We start from the raw sequence: 15998 nt of genomic DNA, 5'->3' as shown, positions 1-15998 counted from the left end.
GGGCGTGGTCGGCGACGTCGCCGGGCGCCGCCCGATGTCCACCCCCCGCTCCGCGCTGCGCGCGCGGGCCGACGTGTGAGCCCGGCGCCGGGGGGGGCCGCCGGGCCGGGCCCGGCGGCCGACGGGCGCGGCGTGCGCGCGGTGACGGGGGAGTCGTTCTCCTTCGGGCAGGCGGTCGGCGGCGTGCGCGGCGTGGTCGAGGCGGTGCTGCCCGGCCTGCTCTTCGTCGTCATCTACGTGGTCGCGTCGATGGGTGGCGACGAGCGCGGCGCCCTCACCTGGGCGCTCGTGGCGTCGGTGGGCGCGGCCCTCGTCGCTCTCGCGGTCCGGCTCGCGCAGCGCACGCCGATCACCCAGGCCCTGGGCGGGCTGCTCGGCATCGGCGTCGGCGTCTTCTGGGCATGGCGCTCCGGCGAGGCGCAGAACTTCTACGTGTGGGGGCTGTGGACCAACGCGGCCTACCTCGCGGCCATCCTCGTGTCGCTCGCCGTGCGCTGGCCCGTCGTCGGCCTCGTCGTCGAGGCGGTGCGCGGCGGGTTCGCGGACGTCGCGGCCGAGCGGTCCCGCGGCGCGCACGCGGGCGACCAGCACGCCGCCGGTGCGACCCCGGCCGGCGCGGCGGCGCCGAACTCGCTCGCCGCGCTGGTCGCGTGGCGCAAGAACCCGGAGCTGGTGCGGCGCTACACGCTGGCCACGTGGTTCTGGGCGGGCCTGTTCGCGCTGCGCCTGGCGGTCAAGGTGCCGCTGTACTTCGCCGACAGCGTCGGCTGGCTGGGCACGGCCCACCTGGTGCTCGGCGTCCCGCTGTGGGGCCTGGTGCTCTGGCTGACGTGGGTCGTCGTGCGCGGCGCCCACGACGACGGCCGGCCCGCGGTCGAGGACCGCGAGCCGGCCGCCTGAGCAGCCGGTGAGCCGGTGACCGGCTAGAGCTCGTCGTCGGCGTCGAGAGGCGCGCCCGCCACCTCCGGGGCGACGAGCGGGGCGCCGTCCTCGAGGGCGGGGACGCTCGGCCCGCCCGTGACGAGCAGGCGCTGGAGCGACTCCTCGTCCGCCTGGCTGCCCATGACCAGCACCAGCTCGTCGCCCGACTCCAGGGTGTCGTCCACGGTCGGGGCGAGTGGCTGCGAGCCGCGCACGACGCAGGCGAGCACCGTGTCCGTGGGCCAGCCGACCGAGCCCACCCGTGCCCCGACGAGCGGGGAGTCGGCGGGCAGCGTCACCTCGACGATGTCCGCGCCGGACTGGTGGAACGTGAAGATCCGCACCAGGTCGCCGACGGCCACGGCCTCCTCGACCATCGCCGTCATGATCCGCGGCGTCGAGACGGCGACGTCCACGCCCCACGACCCGTCGAACATCCACTCGTTCTTCGGGTTGTTCACGCGGGCGACGGTGCGCGGCACGCCGAACTCCGTCTTGCACAGCAGGGAGAACACGAGGTTCGCCTTGTCGTCGCCCGTGGCGCCGACGACGACGTCGGCGCCGGCCACGTCCGTGGCCTCGAGCGAGGACAGCTCGCAGGCGTCGGCGAGCAGCCAGTCCGCCTCGGGCACCTGGGCCACGCGCATCGCGGCGGGATTCTTGTCGATGAGCACGACCTCGTGGTCGTGCGAGAGCAGCTCGCGGGCGATGGACCGGCCCACCGAGCCGGCGCCGGCGACGACGACGCGCATCAGCTCTCCCCCTGCCGCGGCTCGTGGGTGAGGACCCGCTCGACGGCGGCGGCGTCGTCGGCGCGCATGAGGACGTGCAGCACGTCGTTCTCCTGCAGGACGGAGGACGCGGTCGGGACCACGCCGTCGGTGTACCGGGACAGGAACGCGACGCGCGCGCCGGTGGCCTCCTCGATGCGGTGCACCGTGATGCCGGCCCAGGCGGGGTGGTAGTCGACCTGCGCGAGGCGCACCTGCCCGGACGGGTCGCGGTACTCGTCGGTGGCCCCGAGCGGGAGCATCCGGCGCAGCACCTGGTCGGCCGTCCAGCGCACCGTGGCGACGGTGGGGATGCCGAGCCGCTGGTAGATCTCGGCCCGCTGCGGGTCGTAGATGCGGGCCACCACGTTCTCGACGCCGTACGTCTCGCGCGCGACGCGCGCGGCGAGCACGTTGGAGTTGTCGCCGTCGGACACGGCGGCGAACGCGTAGGTGTCCTCGATGCCGGCCTGGACGAGGGTGTCGCGGTCGAAGCCGACTCCCGTCACCTTCTGGCCGGAGAACCCGGCCGGCAGGCGGCGGAACGCGTCGGGGTTCTGGTCGACGACGGCCACCGAATGGCCGTGGGACTCGATCGTCTGCGCGAGCGTCGACCCGACGCGTCCGCAGCCCATGATCACGAAGTGCACGAGCGAAACGCTATACCTCGCGGGTCGGTCCTTCTCCGCGATGCCCGGGCGCGAGACGGCGTGCCCGGCGGGGCATAGCATTGCTCGACGTGTCGGACATCGCGGACGCTGCCAAACGGCTCCTCATCGGTCGCCCCATGCGCAGCGAGAACCTGGGGCACACGCTCCTGCCCAAACGCGTCGCGCTGCCCGTCTTCGCCTCGGACGCGCTGTCGTCCGTGGCCTACGCGCCGGACGAGATCCTCCTGACCCTGGCGGTCGCGGGCATCGCCGCGACCACGATCTCCCCGTGGGTCGGGCTCGGCGTCGTCGTCGTGCTGCTCGTCGTGGTGTCCTCCTATCGGCAGAACGTACGGGCCTACCCGTCCGGCGGCGGCGACTACGAGGTCGCGACCACGAACCTCGGCCCGGCCGCCGGCATCGGCGTCGCGTCGGCCCTGCTGGTCGACTACGTGCTCACGGTGGCGGTGTCGATCTCCTCGGGCGCCCAGTACGCGGCCTCCGCGCTGCCGTTCCTGCGCGGCCACGAGGCGCTGTTCGCGGTGGTCGTCGTCGTGATCCTCACGGTGATGAACCTGCGCGGCGTGCGCGAGTCGGGCACGGTGTTCGCGATCCCGACCTACTGCTTCATGGCCCTCGTCGGTCTCCTCGCCGTCGTCGGAGCGATCAGGTTCTTCGCGGGCGACCTGCCGGTGGCGGAGAGCGCGGGCTTCGAGATGACGCCCGAGGCCGGCTTCGACCAGGGGCTCACCGGCCTCGCGGGCGCGTTCCTCCTGGCTCGGGCGTTCGCGTCCGGCTGCGCCGCCCTCACCGGCGTCGAGGCGATCAGCAACGGCGTCCCGGCGTTCCGCAAGCCCAAGTCGAAGAACGCGGCCACCACGCTGGCCCTGCTGGGCGGCATCTCCGCCACGATGATGATCTCCATCCTGCTGCTCGCGCAGGCCACCGGCGTGAAGTACGTCGAGAACGCGCACGACCAGCTCACCCTGAACGGCCAGCCGCTGCCGGCGGACTACAACCAGCACCCCGTGCTCAGCCAGCTCGCGGAGGCCGTGTTCCAGGGCTTCACCCCGGCGTTCGTCGCGATCTCGATCGTCACCGGTCTGATCCTGGTGCTGGCGGCCAACACCGCCTTCAACGGCTTCCCGGTGCTGGGCTCGATCCTGGCCAAGGACGGCTTCCTGCCGCGCCAGCTGCACACCCGCGGGGACCGGCTCGCGTTCTCCAACGGGATCATCACCCTCGCGGTCGCGGCGATCGTCCTGATCATCGCCTTCGACGCCCAGGTGACCCGCCTCATCCAGCTGTACATCGTGGGCGTGTTCGTGTCGTTCACGCTGTCGCAGCTGGGCATGGTGCGGCACTGGACGCGGGCGCTGCGCAAGGAGCCCGACCCGAAGGAGCGCTCGCGCATGCAGCGCTCGCGCGTGGTCAACGGCGTCGGCTTCGTGATGACCGCGACGGTGCTCGTCATCGTGCTCGCCACCAAGTTCACGCACGGCGCCTGGATCACCCTCCTGGCGATGGGCGTGCTCTTCGGCCTCATGAAGGCGATCCGTGCCCACTACGACCGGGTGCGCGAGGAGCTGGCCCTCGACGACGTGGCGGGGGCGCGCGCGCTGCCCAGCCGCGTGCACGCCGTCGTGCTGGTCTCCAAGATCCACAAGCCGACCATGCGGGCGCTCGCGTACGCGCGGGCGTCGCGGCCGTCGGTGCTCGAGGCCGTCACCGTGGGCGTCGACCCGGACGAGATCGCCGACATCCGGCGCCGCTGGGAGGAGCTCGACCTGCCTGTGCCGCTGCGCGTGCTCGACTCCCCGTTCCGCGAGATCACGCGACCCGTGCTGAAGTACGTGCGCTCGGTGCGGCGCGACTCGCCGCGCGACCTGGTGGTCGTGTACATCCCCGAGTACGTCGTGGGCCACTGGTGGGAGCAGCTGCTGCACAACCAGTCCGCGCTGCGCCTCAAGGGGCGGCTGCTCTTCACGCCCGGTGTGGTCGTGGCGTCGGTGCCGTGGCAGCTCTCGTCGTCGGCCGGTCAGACCGGTCTGGAGGGCACCTCGCCCCGCGGCCCGCGGTACTGAGCGCCGTCAGAGGGCGCGGGGCGCGCGTCGGGCACGACACAGCGGCCGCGGTCGGCCCGCGCCCGTGTCCGGGAGAGAATGGTGCCCATGCCCCGACCTCGACGTTCCGCGCCGCGCCCCCGCACCACCGCCCCCGACCCGGAGGTGGGGCGCGAGGTCGAGCTGGAGGTCGGCCCGGTCGCGCACGGCGGCCACTGCGTGGCCCGGCTCGACGGGCGCGTCGTGTTCGTGCGCCACACCCTGCCCGGCGAGCGCGTGCGCGCCCGCGTCACCGAGACCGGCTCCCGGTTCTGGCGCGCGGACGCCGTCGAGGTCCTCGAGGCGTCGCCCGACCGCGTCCCGTCCGCCTGGCCCGAGGCCGGCCCCGGCGGCGTCGGCGGCGGGGAGCTGGCGCACGTCGCGCTCCCGGGGCAGCGGCGGTGGAAGGCCGCCGTCCTCGCCGAGCAGCTGCAGCGGCTCGCGAAGCTCGAGCGCGAGGTCGAGGTGGAGGCGGCTCCCGGCGACGACGAGCGCGGCGGCCTCGGTTATCGCACCCGCGTCGACCTCGTCGCCGACGCCGAGGGGCGCGCGGGGATGCGGCGGTTCCGCAGCCACGACGTCGTGCCGCTGGAGGGCATGCCGCTCGGCACCGACGAGGTCGCGGCGCTGGCCGACGCCGAGGGCGTGTGGACGCGGCGCTGGCGCCCGGGCGCCCAGCTCCAGCTCGTGGCCCCCGCGGACGGCTCCGACCCCGTCCTGCTCGTCGACGACGTGCCCTGGCGTCGCGGCCGCGGGGACACGCGCCCCAACGCCCGCCGCGCGGTCGCCGAGACGGTGCGCGCCGGCGGGGACGAGCACCGTTACCGCGTCGCGGCCGACGGCTTCTGGCAGGTGCACCGGGCGGCGCCCGACCTGCTGACCGGCGCGGTGCTCGACGCCGCCGGGGACCTCGACGCGGCCACCGTGCTCGACCTGTACTCGGGCGCCGGCCTGTTCACCGTGCCGCTCGCCGCGGCGGTCGGCGGCTCCGGCCGCGTCGTGGCGGTCGAGGGCGACGCCCGGGCCGTGAAGGACGCCCGTCGCAACGCCCACGACCTGCCGCAGGTCGAGCTGCACCTGGGCGCCGTCGACCGCGTCCTGGCGGACGGCGACGCGGCGGGCTCCGACGTGGGCGCCGCCGACGTCGTCGTCCTGGACCCGCCGCGCGCCGGCGCCGGCCGCGCCGTCGTCGACGCGATCGCCGGCCGCGGGCCGCGGCGCGTCGTCTACGTGGCGTGCGACCCTGCCGCCCTCGCGCGCGACGTCGCCTACCTCGCCGGGCACGGCTACCAGCTCACCGGCCTGCGCGCGTTCGACCTCTTCCCGATGACGCACCACGTCGAGGCGGTCGCCGTCCTGGACCGCTGACGCTCGACGTCGTCCCCGGGTCAGGTGTGGCGCGCGGCGGTGGACGCGAACCCCAGCCAGGTGTGCCGGTTGCGCCACCAGCACCAGCCGACCTTGGGCGCGCCGCGGCGGGCGGTGCCGTCGCGGCCCGTGCCGTTCGAGATCCAGACGGCGGGCGTGCGCGCGTCGTAGGACCCGTCGGGCCGGCGCAGCCGCGAGCCGATGGTCATGAAGCACAGGTTCCGGGCGAGCACGTCGGGGGACTGCAGCACCCAGTGGATCCCCTCGGCGAGGGTGAGCGGGCTGCGCCCGCGCGCGGCGATCGCCGGCTCCGCCTCCTCGGGGGACCAGTTCGTCATCTCGTCGCCGCGGTCCGGGGCGGCGACGGCGTAGACGTCGGCGTCCGGGACGTCGAGGCCGGGCACGGGCGCGAAGTCGTCGACGTCGGTCATGTCGACCACGACGAAGCCCTCCCGCTCCACGGGGCGGCGGCGCACGGTGGCCGTCAGGCGCAGGTGCCCGGCGAGGGCCGACGGCGGCAGCAGCCGGGGGTGCACGACCAGGAGCGACCCGTCGGGCGCGGTGCGCGCCAGCACGGCCGCCGCGGCGCGCAGCGCGGCGGGGGACAGGGCCTCGGGCAGGACGCCGCGGTCGATCAGCAGCTCGGCCTGCGCGGCCAGCGGCGGCAGCGCGGGCGGCGCGTCGGTGGCGGTGCGGGGCTGGCTGCGGGGCTGAGTGGCGGGATCGGGAGAGGCGACGGGCTGCGGCATGCGGTGTCCTTCCGGTCGAGGGCAGCGGGACAACGCCCGACCCCGCCGGGTTGTTCCCGTCCACCGTACGGAAATGGCGCTCGCGTCGTCGTGACGGGGACCTGACACCGAGATATCTTGACGTCAAGATATATGGGCTATGCTGGTCAGGTGCCCGGCGTACGCTGGGCGGAGCCCCCAGAACCCACGGCGTCGGAACCGTCGCGCCGCAGCGCGCACGGTGCCGCCGTCGGCCAGCCCCGCAGAAGGAGCCGCAGTGAGCAGCGTGGACACGTTCGGATCGAAGGGAACGCTGGAGGTCGGCGGGAAGGCCTACGAGATCTTCCGCCTCTCCGCCGTCGAGGGCGTCGAGCGCCTGCCGTACTCCCTGAAGATCCTCGCCGAGAACCTCCTGCGCACCGAGGACGGCGCGAACATCACCGCCGACCACGTGCGCGCCCTCGCCGCCTGGGACCCGGACGCCCAGCCCGACACGGAGATCCAGTTCACGCCGGCGCGCGTGATCATGCAGGACTTCACCGGCGTGCCCTGCGTCGTCGACCTCGCCACGATGCGTGAGGCCGTCGCGGAGCTCGGCGGCGACCCGAAGCGGATCAACCCGCTCGCCCCCGCCGAGATGGTCATCGACCACTCCGTGCAGATCGACGTCGCCGGCCGCGCGGACGCCTTCGCGCGCAACGTCGAGTTCGAGTACCAGCGCAACCACGAGCGCTACCAGTTCCTGCGCTGGGGCCAGACGGCGTTCGACGACTTCAAGGTCGTCCCCCCGGGCACCGGCATCGTGCACCAGGTCAACATCGAGTACCTGGCCCGCACGGTCATGACCCGCGAGGTGGACGGCGTGCTGCGCGCCTACCCCGACACCTGCGTCGGCACCGACTCGCACACCACGATGGTCAACGGCCTGGGCGTCCTGGGCTGGGGCGTCGGCGGCATCGAGGCCGAGGCGGCCATGCTCGGCCAGCCCGTCTCGATGCTCATCCCGCGCGTCGTCGGCTTCAAGCTGAAGGGCTCCATCCCGGCCGGCGTGACCGCGACCGACGTCGTCCTCACGATCACCCAGATGCTGCGCCAGCACGGCGTGGTCGGGAAGTTCGTCGAGTTCTACGGCGCGGGCGTCGCCCAGGTGCCGCTGGCCAACCGCGCCACGATCGGCAACATGAGCCCCGAGTTCGGCTCGACGGCCGCGATCTTCCCGATCGACGACGTCACCCTCGACTACCTGCGCCTCACCGGCCGCAGCGACGAGCAGCTCGCGCTCGTCGAGGCGTACGCCAAGGAGCAGGGCCTGTGGCTCGACCCGAGCTCGGACTCCTACGTCGAGCCGACGTTCTCGGAGTACCTCGAGCTGGACCTCGGCACCGTCGTGCCGTCGATCGCCGGCCCGAAGCGCCCGCAGGACCGCATCGAGCTCTCGCACGCCAAGACCGAGTTCGTCCGCGACCTGCCGAACTACGCGCCCGACGTCGTCAACATGATCGACCAGGCGGAGTACGAGTCCTTCCCGGCCTCCGACTCGCCCGCGATCGACACGAACGGCCGCCGCACCTTCCCGGTGACGGACAGCGAGGGCAAGCAGTTCGAGCTGTTCCACGGCGCGGTCGCGATCGCGTCGATCACCTCGTGCACCAACACGTCCAACCCGTCGGTGATGCTCGCGGCGGCGCTCCTGGCCAAGAAGGCCGTGGAGAAGGGCCTCGTGTCCAAGCCGTGGGTCAAGACGTCGATGGCGCCCGGCTCGCAGGTCGTGACGAACTACTACGAGAAGGCCGGCCTCTGGCCGTACCTCGAGAAGCTCGGCTTCCACCTGGTGGGCTACGGCTGCGCCACCTGCATCGGCAACTCCGGCCCGCTGGACGAGAAGATCTCCGAGTCGGTCAACGAGCACGACCTCGCCGTCGTCTCGGTGCTCTCCGGCAACCGGAACTTCGAGGGCCGCATCAACCCCGACGTGAAGATGAACTACCTGGCGTCCCCGCCGCTGGTCATCGCCTACGCGCTCGCGGGCACGATGGAGTTCGACTTCGAGTCCGACCCGCTGGGCCGCGACGAGGCCGGCAACCCGGTGTTCCTGCGGGACATCTGGCCCACGCCGGAGGAGGTCCAGGCCACGATCGACGCCTCGATCGACCGCGACATGTTCACCAAGGACTACGCGGACGTCTTTACGGGCGACGAGCGGTGGCGCGCGCTGGAGACCCCGGAGGGCGACACGTTCTCCTGGGACGGCGAGTCCACCTATGTGCGCAAGCCCCCGTACTTCGAGGGCATGGGCGCGGAGCCGTCGCCGGTCTCCGACATCTCCGGGGCCCGCGTGCTGGCGAAGCTGGGCGACTCGGTCACGACCGACCACATCTCGCCCGCCGGCTCGATCAAGGCGGACAGCCCGGCCGGCAAGTACCTGGCCGAGCACGGCGTGGGCCGCCGGGACTTCAACAGCTACGGCTCGCGCCGCGGCAACCACGAGGTCATGATCCGCGGCACGTTCGCGAACATCCGCCTCAAGAACCAGCTCCTGGACGGCGTCGAGGGCGGCTACACGTTCAACTTCGTGAAGGACGCCCAGGACACCATCTACGACGCGGCGCAGGACTACGCGGCGGCCGGCACCCCGCTGGTCGTGCTCGGCGGCAAGGAGTACGGCTCCGGCTCGTCGCGCGACTGGGCGGCCAAGGGCACCGCGCTGCTGGGCGTCAAGGCCGTCATCACCGAGTCGTTCGAGCGCATCCACCGCTCCAACCTCATCGGCATGGGCGTGCTGCCGCTGCAGTTCCCCGCCGGGGAGAACGCCGACTCGCTCGGCCTGGACGGCACCGAGACGTTCGACATCGCGGGCATCACCGCGCTGAACGACGGCGCCACCCCGGAGACGGTCAAGGTCACCGCCACCAAGGCCGACGGCACGTCCGTCGAGTTCGACGCCGTGGTGCGCATCGACACGCCCGGTGAGGCGGACTACTACCGCAACGGCGGCATCCTGCAGTACGTGCTGCGCTCGCTCGTCGCCTGAGGCGGAGGCCCGTAGCGGAACCGCAGACTCGGGCGGCCACGAGAGTCGCCTGACGAGCGGCGCCGCATCACGACCGCGCCCCGTCCCTCCTGTGCGGAGGGGCGGGGCGCCGTCGTGCTCAGGGAGCGCCGGGCGGGCGCGTCGCCAGGACGCCGATCGCGACGCTCCGCCGCACGGGTCAGGGGTAGACCTGGACCTCGCCGCCGTCCACGAACAGCTCGCTGCCCGTGATGAAGCTGGACTGGTCCGAGGCCAGGAAGAGGACGGCGTTGGCGATCTCGGCCGGGTCGGCGGCGCGTCCCAGGGGTGTGCTGCTCGCCAGCTCGTCGAGGAACGCACCCGCCTGCTCCGGGTTCTCGGCGAGGCCGCGGAGTCCCGGGGTGTCGGTGGGGCCGGGCACCAGCGTGTTGACGCGCAGGCCGCGGTGCGCGAGCTCGGCGGCCCAGACCCGGCCGAGCTGCCTGATGGCCGCCTTGGTGGCGGAGTAGACCCCGAAGCCGGCGGTGCCGCGGTGCGCCGAGCTGGACCCGGTGAGCACGATGCTCCCGCCGTCGTTCAGCAGCGGGAGCGCCTTCTGGACCGTGAAGACGGTGCCACGCAGGTTGATCCCGAAGGTGTGGTCGAAGGACTCGGGCGTGAGCGAGGCGAGGGGCTGTCCGGCTCCGCCGCCGCCGGCGTTCGCGAAGAGGATGTCGAGGCGATTCCCGTCCGCGGCGATCCGTTCGAACAGCCTGTCGAGGTCGTCCAGGTCGGAGACGTCGTTCTGGATCGCGATCGCCTCGTCGCCCAGCGCGTGGGCCGCGGCGTCGAGCGGCTGCTTCCGGCGTCCGGTGAGGTAGACGCGCGCGCCCTCGGCGACGAAGCGTTCCGCCGTGGCGAACCCGATGCCTGTGCTCGCGCCGGTGACCAGCGCCGTCCTGTCGGTGAGCTGACCCATGGGAAGCCGTCCTCTGCGATGTGGTGTGAACCGCCGGAGGGGCGGCCGGCGGTGGCATGGCGTGCGGACCAGTTGTTGACCGCACGGTCCACGATATTCATGGTGGACCGAGCGGTCAAGAATTGGTACCGTGGGGCGATGGCGAGGCCACGACAGTTCGACGAGGACGAGGTGCTGTGCTCGGTCCGTGACCAGTTCTGGGACGCGGGCTACGCGGCGACGTCGCTCCAGGACCTCATGCGGGTCAGCGGCCTGGGCAAGGGCAGCCTCTACGCCGCGTTCGGGGACAAGCACCAGCTCTTCCTCCGGGTGCTGCGCCGGTACGTGACGTCGCTCGACCACGCGGTGCGTGGGCCGATCGACTCCGCTCCGCGCGCGGTGGACGCGCTGCGCTCGTTCGTGCTGATGCCGGTGGGTGATCCTGCCGGCAGGGCTGCCCGACGTGGGTGCCTGCTCGCCAACAGCACCACCGAGCTGGCTTCCGCCGATCCTGTCGTCGCCGCGGAGGCGCAGCGAGCCTACGAGGGGATCGCGGCGGCGCTGACCGAGGGGGTGCGACGGGCTCAGGCGGAGGGTGACCTGAGCGCCTCGGTCGACCCCGTCGGCGTCGCCCGGGCGCTGCTGGCCGCGCAGCAGGGCCTGACGTTCATGGGCCGCGCCGGGATGGATGTCGAGACGCTGGCGGCCACCGCCGATGCGCTGGCGACCCAGCTCCTGCCCGCCGCGGTCGACCCTCGCGACAGCATGCACCCGCCCCGTGGGCCGGGGGACCCCGTCGCGCCGGCGCCGGGCGTTCCGCGCGCTGCCGCCTCGTCGCGGGGAGGCGCTTCGCCGTCGGCGGCGTCGTGAGCAGATCTGCCTCGATTGCTGCGCCGGCGTGGTCAGTGGTGCGGGAGCCGGTCGGCGAGGTGCACGACGCCGAGCCGGGCGGCGGGGCCGGGCAGGCGGCGCGCCGCGACGCCGCGACCGCGCGCCCGCAGGAGCGCGACGAGGAGCTTGCCGATCAGTCCTGCGCCACCGACCATCGCGATGCGCACGGCGCACCTTCCGGGTTCGACGCGGGCCGCCCGGCCCGCCCGGTCACCGTCTCACGGTGAGGGGCAGCGGCGCCGTGACGTGGGCGACGACGGCCGCCACGACGGCGGGGTCGTCGAGCACCCGGTTGTGCCCGAGCCCGCGGGTGGTGAAGAGCTCGCTTCCCGGCACCGCCGCGTGCAGGAGCGGCGCGCCGGCGGGCAGCGACATGCGGTCGTCGTCGTCCTGGACGAAGAGCGTCGCGACACGCTCCGGGACGGGGTGCGCGAGGAGGTCGATCCGTGCGCGGACGTCGCGCACGTCGCCGGGGAAGGTGCGCTCGACGTGCTTGCAGAAGCGCTCGTGCAGCCCGGCGGGCATCCCGACCAGGCGCAGGAAGGACTCGGCGATCGCGTCGAAGCCCGTCATCGCCGCCACGGAGGCGAAGCGGTCGACGGGGAGGCCGTCGGCGAGCGCGAGCCCGGCCGCCAGGGCGCCCAGGGAGTGCCCCACGACGGCGGTGAAGGGCCCTTCGGCGTGGTGCGCGGCGCGGATCGCGGCCTGGTGCTCGAGGGCGGACATGTGCCGGCCGCTCGAGTCACCGTGGGCGACGCCGTCGAACGCGACCACGCCCAGGCCGGCGGCCTCGAGGGCGTCGACGAGCCCCGCGAACCGGGAGGCCCGGCTCTTCCAGCCGTGCACGAGGAGCACCGCGGGCGCCTGGTGGTCGCCCCACCGGTACGTGACGACCCGCTCGCCGTCGACGTCCACCGCCCGACGCTCGGCGCGTTCGTGCACGGCGCGGTCGGCCGGCCGGACATCGGCCGGTGGGCCGACGTACCAGAAGGCCCGGGCGGCGACCCGGAGCGCGAGCGGGGGAGCGACCGCGGACAGGGCGCGCAGGCCCGCGCTGACGGGGGCGGGGACGTAGGGCACGACGGCCTCCAGGGTGAGGGCGGGCGAGGTAACTGTACGAACGTTCGCACAGTAACACTGAACGAACGGTCGTACACTCAACTCGTGACCGCCGAGACGCCGACCACCCCGCACGACGGGCCCGCCGACGGCCGCCGCGTGCGCGGCGACCGGTCGCGCCGCGCGGTCCTCGATCTCGCCGTCCAGGAGGCCTCGGTGCGCGGGCTCGAAGCCGTCACCCTCGGCTCGCTGGCCTCGCGGCTGCCGGTGAACAAGAGCGGGATCGCCGGGCTGTTCGGGGGCAAGGAGGGGTTGCAGCTCGCCGCCGTGGAGCACGCCCGCGGGATCTTCGTCGAGGCGGTCGTCGAGCCCGCCCGGGAGGCGGTGCCCGGTCTCGCCCGGCTGTGGTCGCTGGTGCGGCGCTGGACGGACTACTCCCGCCGCAGGGTCTTCGCGGGCGGGTGCTTCTTCCGCACGGTGGAGGTCGAGTTCGACACGCAGGACGGCGCGGTGCGCGACGCGGTCGTCGCGGCCCACCGCGACTGGACGTCGTACCTGCGCCGGCACGCGGAGCTCGCCGTGGAGTCCGGGGAGCTCGCGGGCGGCACGGACGTCGACCAGCTCGCCTTCGAGATCAACGCGATGCTGAACGCGGCCAACGACGGCTCGCTCCTGCTCGAGGACGACGCCGTCTACGACCGTGCCCTTGCCGCCGTGCGGGGTGCGCTCGAGGCGCGCGGCGCCGACCCGGCGGTGCTCGCCGCCGATTGACCGTCACCGACTGACCGTCACCGACTGATCGTTACCGACTGATCGTCACCGACTGATCGTTACCGACTGTCCCTCACCGGGGCGAGGGGTCGCCGCCCTCGCGCGCCCGCAGCCCGTACGTCCCCGCGGTGAGCGCGGCGTAGGACGCGGCGACGATCTCCTCGAGGACGTCGAGGTCCACCTGGGCGAGGTCCTTGAGGTACAGGCACCCCACGCCCGCCGTGTGCGGCCCGAGGCGCGCGAGCGCGTCGGCGTGCGCGTCGACGCCGTCGGAGAGGTAGACGACGCACGCGGTCGCGCGCGGGGAGAATCCGGCCGCGGCGGCGTGGCCGGTCCGGCCGCTCGCGTACGCGTACCGGTACTCGCCGAACCCCACGATCGACGTGCCGAACATCCGCGCGGGCTGCCCGGTGGCGCGCTCCATCAGGGCGAGCAGGGCCTCGGCGTCCCGCCGGCGCGCGGGGCGGGCCACGGCGGCGACGAACGCGCGGGGGTCGGCGTCGGTCCAGGTGGTCTGCTGCGCGTCGCGGGCCATGCCCCGAGTCTGCCGCAGCGATGCCGTCCGCAGCGCCGTCCGCCGCTCAGGCGGCGCCGTCGAGCAGCGCCGCGAGGGCGTGCCGACCGATCGGCACCATGCGCGGGTGCTGCTCGGGGTGCGCGAGCATGTTCGTGGCGTACAGCAGCGCCCAGCCCGCGGCGCGGGCCCACGTGGCGTCGTCCCACCCGCGGCCGCCGTTCGCCCGGGCCTGGACCTCGGCCCGGCACGCCGCGTGTCCGTCCGCGTCGAAGCACAGCCACAGCGAGCCGAGGTCGGAGGCCGGGTCGCCGGAGGTCACGTCGCCCCAGTCGACGACGGCGGCCAGCCGGTCCGGCCCGCCGTCCCCGCCGGGCGCCACCACCAGGTTCGCCGGGTGCGGGTCACCGTGCAGCCACACGGGCGGTCCGTCGAAGGCGGGGACCTCCAGAGCGTGTTCCCAGACGCGTCGCGCGGCCGTGCGGGCCCCCGGCGGGACCGCCGCCAGACGCTCGTCGAGGGTGGCGGGCTCACGCGCCTCGGCACGATCGCGCAGCGGGACGCCGCGCACGGGGTTGGGCGGCGCGTCGTCGGAGGCGGGGGAGTGCACCGCGGCGAGCAGGCGGCCGAGCGTGCCCGCCCAGGCGGTGCGGGTTTCCGGTGGCGTCGCCTCCGCGCTGACGCCGTCCGCCCACGGCACCACGTTCCAGGACCACGGGTAGCCGAGAGGCTTGCTCGGTCGTCCGACGCGCACGGGCACCGGCACGACGACGTCGGGCACCGTCGCGCGCAGGCGACCGGCCAGCGCGGGCAGCGCCTGCTGCTCGTGCTCGACGAGGGGCGCGGCCAGCGCGCGGCGCGGCAGCCGCACGGCCAGGTCGTCGCCGAGGCGCACCATGACGTTGTCCCAGCCGTGCGCGACGAGCTCCAGCGGGCGATCGGCCAGGTCGGGGTGCTGCTCGGCGAGCAGCGCGCGGGTCAGCGGGAGGTCGACGTCGATCTCGGCGGCAGGCACGCCGACCATCATCCCCGACGCCCAGCCCTGGCACCGTGGGCCCGTCGTCGGCGCGGCCGCGCGCGGCGTCCTCACCCCCGGTCAGACCCGGAGGCTGGTCCGGTACTCCGTCGGCGTGCGGCCGGTCAGCTCCCGGAACGCGGCGTTGAACGCCGACAGGGAGGCGTACCCGACCTCGTGGGCGATCGTGGTGACCGGGAGGTCGCCGGCGGCGAGCTCCTCGATCGCTGCCAGCACGCGCATGCGCCGCACGACCGCCCGCCAGGTCGCGCCGGTCTCCTCCTCGAAGCGCCGCGCCAGCGACCGCGGCGCGAGGCCGACGTCGGCGGCGACGTGCTCGAAGCGGAGCTCGCCGCCGAGACGCTGCCGCGTCAGGTCGAGGGCTCGGCGCAGCTCCGGTGACCGGCCCGCGGGCACGACGACCGGGCTCGGCCGCTCGGCCAGCCGCCAGGTGACCGCGGCGAGTGCGGAGAACATCGTCTCCGCGTACGGCGTCAGGGTGTCGTCGGCCTCGCCCCAGGTGCGGCACTCGGCCAGCAGAGCGCGCGACAACGGGTCGAGGTCGAACACCACCAAGGGGGCGGGCGGCGGCGGGGCGAACCCGGTGTCGAAGAGGACTGACGCGGTCGTGGCCGGTCGGGTGACACTCACCCGGATCGGCTGTCCTGCCTCGATCAGAGCGGCTCGCGCCGGCGGCAGCAACCAGACCTGGCCCTGCGCCTCCAGCCGGAGGGTCCCGGCGGAGGCGCAGAGCAGGTAGTGGCGGTCCGGGCACAGGTCCCGAGCCGGCTCCGGCGCGAACGTGCGGACGAAGGCGTAGGCGCTGCGGGTCATCGACGGTCTCGCACGGGTCGATCCTCGGCGTGCGTCGCTGCGCCGGTCAGGCCGCCGCCTCCGGCAGGTCGGCCCGGAATCGCCTGCTCCGCGGGTCCCCGGTCATCATCGGACGGAGCACCTCGCCCCATCGTGCGAAGGTGGCGGACCCCAGGTAGCCCGCCATGGAGGCCTCGTCCTCCCACTCGTGGACGACGGTGATGGCCGTGTCGTCCTCGCGGGCGGCGTAGACCCGGAAGGTGACGTTTCCCGGCATGGCGCGCACCCGGTCGGCCTCCTGGTCGAACTGGGCGAGGGCGGCGGGCCGGTCGACGGCGGACGTCGTGAAGTCGAGGATTGCGAGGAGCACGGGGACCTCCGAGGGGAACGGGGACTGGACGTTCCGATCCTGCGGCAGCCCGTGCCAGGCCCGCCTCCGTCGATCGGAC

The 15998-nt window shown here is 74.0% G+C and carries 16 protein-coding genes; 6 read left to right on the top strand and 10 right to left on the bottom strand.

Translation table 11 applies throughout. The annotated features are described in order from the left end of the window. The first annotated feature begins 132 nt into the window (after positions 1 to 132). Positions 133 to 900, top strand: coding sequence for a DUF3159 domain-containing protein (locus ACFWDO_RS01360; protein ID WP_380346759.1), 768 nt, complete (start codon positions 133 to 135; stop codon positions 898 to 900). Positions 901 to 923: 23 nt separating this feature from the next. Here the strand turns inward: ACFWDO_RS01360 and ACFWDO_RS01355 are convergent, their stop codons facing one another. Next, entirely contained in the window at positions 924 to 1673 is a 750-nt protein-coding gene (locus ACFWDO_RS01355) for a potassium channel family protein (RefSeq protein WP_380320072.1), read from the bottom strand. Further along, positions 1673 to 2326, bottom strand: a complete 654-nt coding sequence (locus ACFWDO_RS01350) for a potassium channel family protein (RefSeq protein ID WP_380320135.1) — start codon at positions 2324 to 2326, stop codon at positions 1673 to 1675. The genes ACFWDO_RS01355 and ACFWDO_RS01350 overlap by 1 nt, the downstream gene beginning before the upstream one ends. 104 nt (positions 2327 to 2430) lie before the next feature. Between ACFWDO_RS01350 and ACFWDO_RS01345 the strand changes: the two genes are divergently transcribed. Further along, complete coding sequence (locus tag ACFWDO_RS01345; protein ID WP_380320075.1) at positions 2431 to 4425, top strand: APC family permease; 1995 nt, start codon at positions 2431 to 2433, stop codon at positions 4423 to 4425. An 87-nt stretch (positions 4426 to 4512) separates the two neighbouring features. Then, the gene (locus tag ACFWDO_RS01340; RefSeq protein ID WP_380320078.1) at positions 4513 to 5811 is read left to right on the top strand and encodes a class I SAM-dependent RNA methyltransferase; all 1299 of its coding nucleotides are present in this window, start codon (positions 4513 to 4515) and stop codon (positions 5809 to 5811) included. Between the two features lie 20 nt (positions 5812 to 5831). Here ACFWDO_RS01340 and ACFWDO_RS01335 read toward each other — a convergent pair whose 3' ends face one another. Next, a complete protein-coding gene (locus tag ACFWDO_RS01335) occupies positions 5832 to 6560 on the bottom strand; it encodes a DUF5701 family protein (RefSeq protein ID WP_380320081.1) in 729 nt (242 codons plus the stop codon). Positions 6561 to 6816: 256 nt separating this feature from the next. Here ACFWDO_RS01335 and acnA point away from each other — a divergent pair, with 256 nt between their 5' ends. Further along, positions 6817 to 9570: an aconitate hydratase AcnA gene (gene acnA / locus ACFWDO_RS01330; protein ID WP_380320084.1), complete on the top strand. Its 2754-nt coding sequence runs from the start codon at positions 6817 to 6819 to the stop codon at positions 9568 to 9570. A 178-nt stretch (positions 9571 to 9748) separates the two neighbouring features. On the opposite strand, the gene ACFWDO_RS01325 is transcribed toward acnA, so the two are convergent. Further along, positions 9749 to 10507, bottom strand: coding sequence for an SDR family NAD(P)-dependent oxidoreductase (locus ACFWDO_RS01325; protein WP_380320087.1), 759 nt, complete (start codon positions 10505 to 10507; stop codon positions 9749 to 9751). A 138-nt stretch (positions 10508 to 10645) separates the two neighbouring features. Here ACFWDO_RS01325 and ACFWDO_RS01320 point away from each other — a divergent pair, with 138 nt between their 5' ends. After that, positions 10646 to 11356 (top strand): TetR/AcrR family transcriptional regulator, encoded by a 711-nt coding sequence (locus tag ACFWDO_RS01320; protein ID WP_380320090.1) that lies wholly within the window; start codon positions 10646 to 10648, stop codon positions 11354 to 11356. Between the two features lie 32 nt (positions 11357 to 11388). Here ACFWDO_RS01320 and ACFWDO_RS01315 read toward each other — a convergent pair whose 3' ends face one another. Both ACFWDO_RS01315 and ACFWDO_RS01310 read right to left on the bottom strand, forming a co-directional pair. Then, entirely contained in the window at positions 11389 to 11544 is a 156-nt protein-coding gene (locus ACFWDO_RS01315; RefSeq protein ID WP_380320093.1) for a hypothetical protein, read from the bottom strand. 43 nt (positions 11545 to 11587) lie between these two features. Beyond that, entirely contained in the window at positions 11588 to 12457 is an 870-nt protein-coding gene (locus ACFWDO_RS01310) for an alpha/beta fold hydrolase (RefSeq protein WP_380320096.1), read from the bottom strand. An 84-nt stretch (positions 12458 to 12541) separates the two neighbouring features. Here ACFWDO_RS01310 and ACFWDO_RS01305 point away from each other — a divergent pair, with 84 nt between their 5' ends. Further along, positions 12542 to 13207 carry a TetR/AcrR family transcriptional regulator gene (locus ACFWDO_RS01305; RefSeq protein WP_380320099.1) on the top strand — a complete coding sequence of 222 codons (666 nt, stop codon included), beginning with the start codon at positions 12542 to 12544 and terminating at the stop codon, positions 13205 to 13207. Positions 13208 to 13280: 73 nt separating this feature from the next. On the opposite strand, the gene ACFWDO_RS01300 is transcribed toward ACFWDO_RS01305, so the two are convergent. The 4 genes from ACFWDO_RS01300 to ACFWDO_RS01285 all read right to left on the bottom strand — a co-directional run bounded on the left by ACFWDO_RS01300 (position 13281) and on the right by ACFWDO_RS01285 (position 15919). Further along, complete coding sequence (locus ACFWDO_RS01300; protein ID WP_380320102.1) at positions 13281 to 13742, bottom strand: DUF1801 domain-containing protein; 462 nt, start codon at positions 13740 to 13742, stop codon at positions 13281 to 13283. A gap of 46 nt (positions 13743 to 13788) precedes the next feature. Next, positions 13789 to 14745, bottom strand: coding sequence for an aminoglycoside phosphotransferase family protein (locus ACFWDO_RS01295; protein ID WP_380320105.1), 957 nt, complete (start codon positions 14743 to 14745; stop codon positions 13789 to 13791). Between the two features lie 72 nt (positions 14746 to 14817). Then, positions 14818 to 15570 carry an AraC family transcriptional regulator gene (locus ACFWDO_RS01290; protein ID WP_380320108.1) on the bottom strand — a complete coding sequence of 251 codons (753 nt, stop codon included), beginning with the start codon at positions 15568 to 15570 and terminating at the stop codon, positions 14818 to 14820. A gap of 46 nt (positions 15571 to 15616) precedes the next feature. Beyond that, the gene (locus ACFWDO_RS01285) at positions 15617 to 15919 is read right to left on the bottom strand and encodes a putative quinol monooxygenase (protein WP_380320111.1); all 303 of its coding nucleotides are present in this window, start codon (positions 15917 to 15919) and stop codon (positions 15617 to 15619) included. Positions 15920 to 15998 lie beyond the last annotated feature (79 nt).

It is taken from the genome of Isoptericola sp. NPDC060185, assembly GCF_042728595.1.
Lineage (GTDB): Bacteria > Actinomycetota > Actinomycetes > Actinomycetales > Cellulomonadaceae > Isoptericola.
This window is presented reverse-complemented; position numbering and strand designations above follow the sequence as displayed.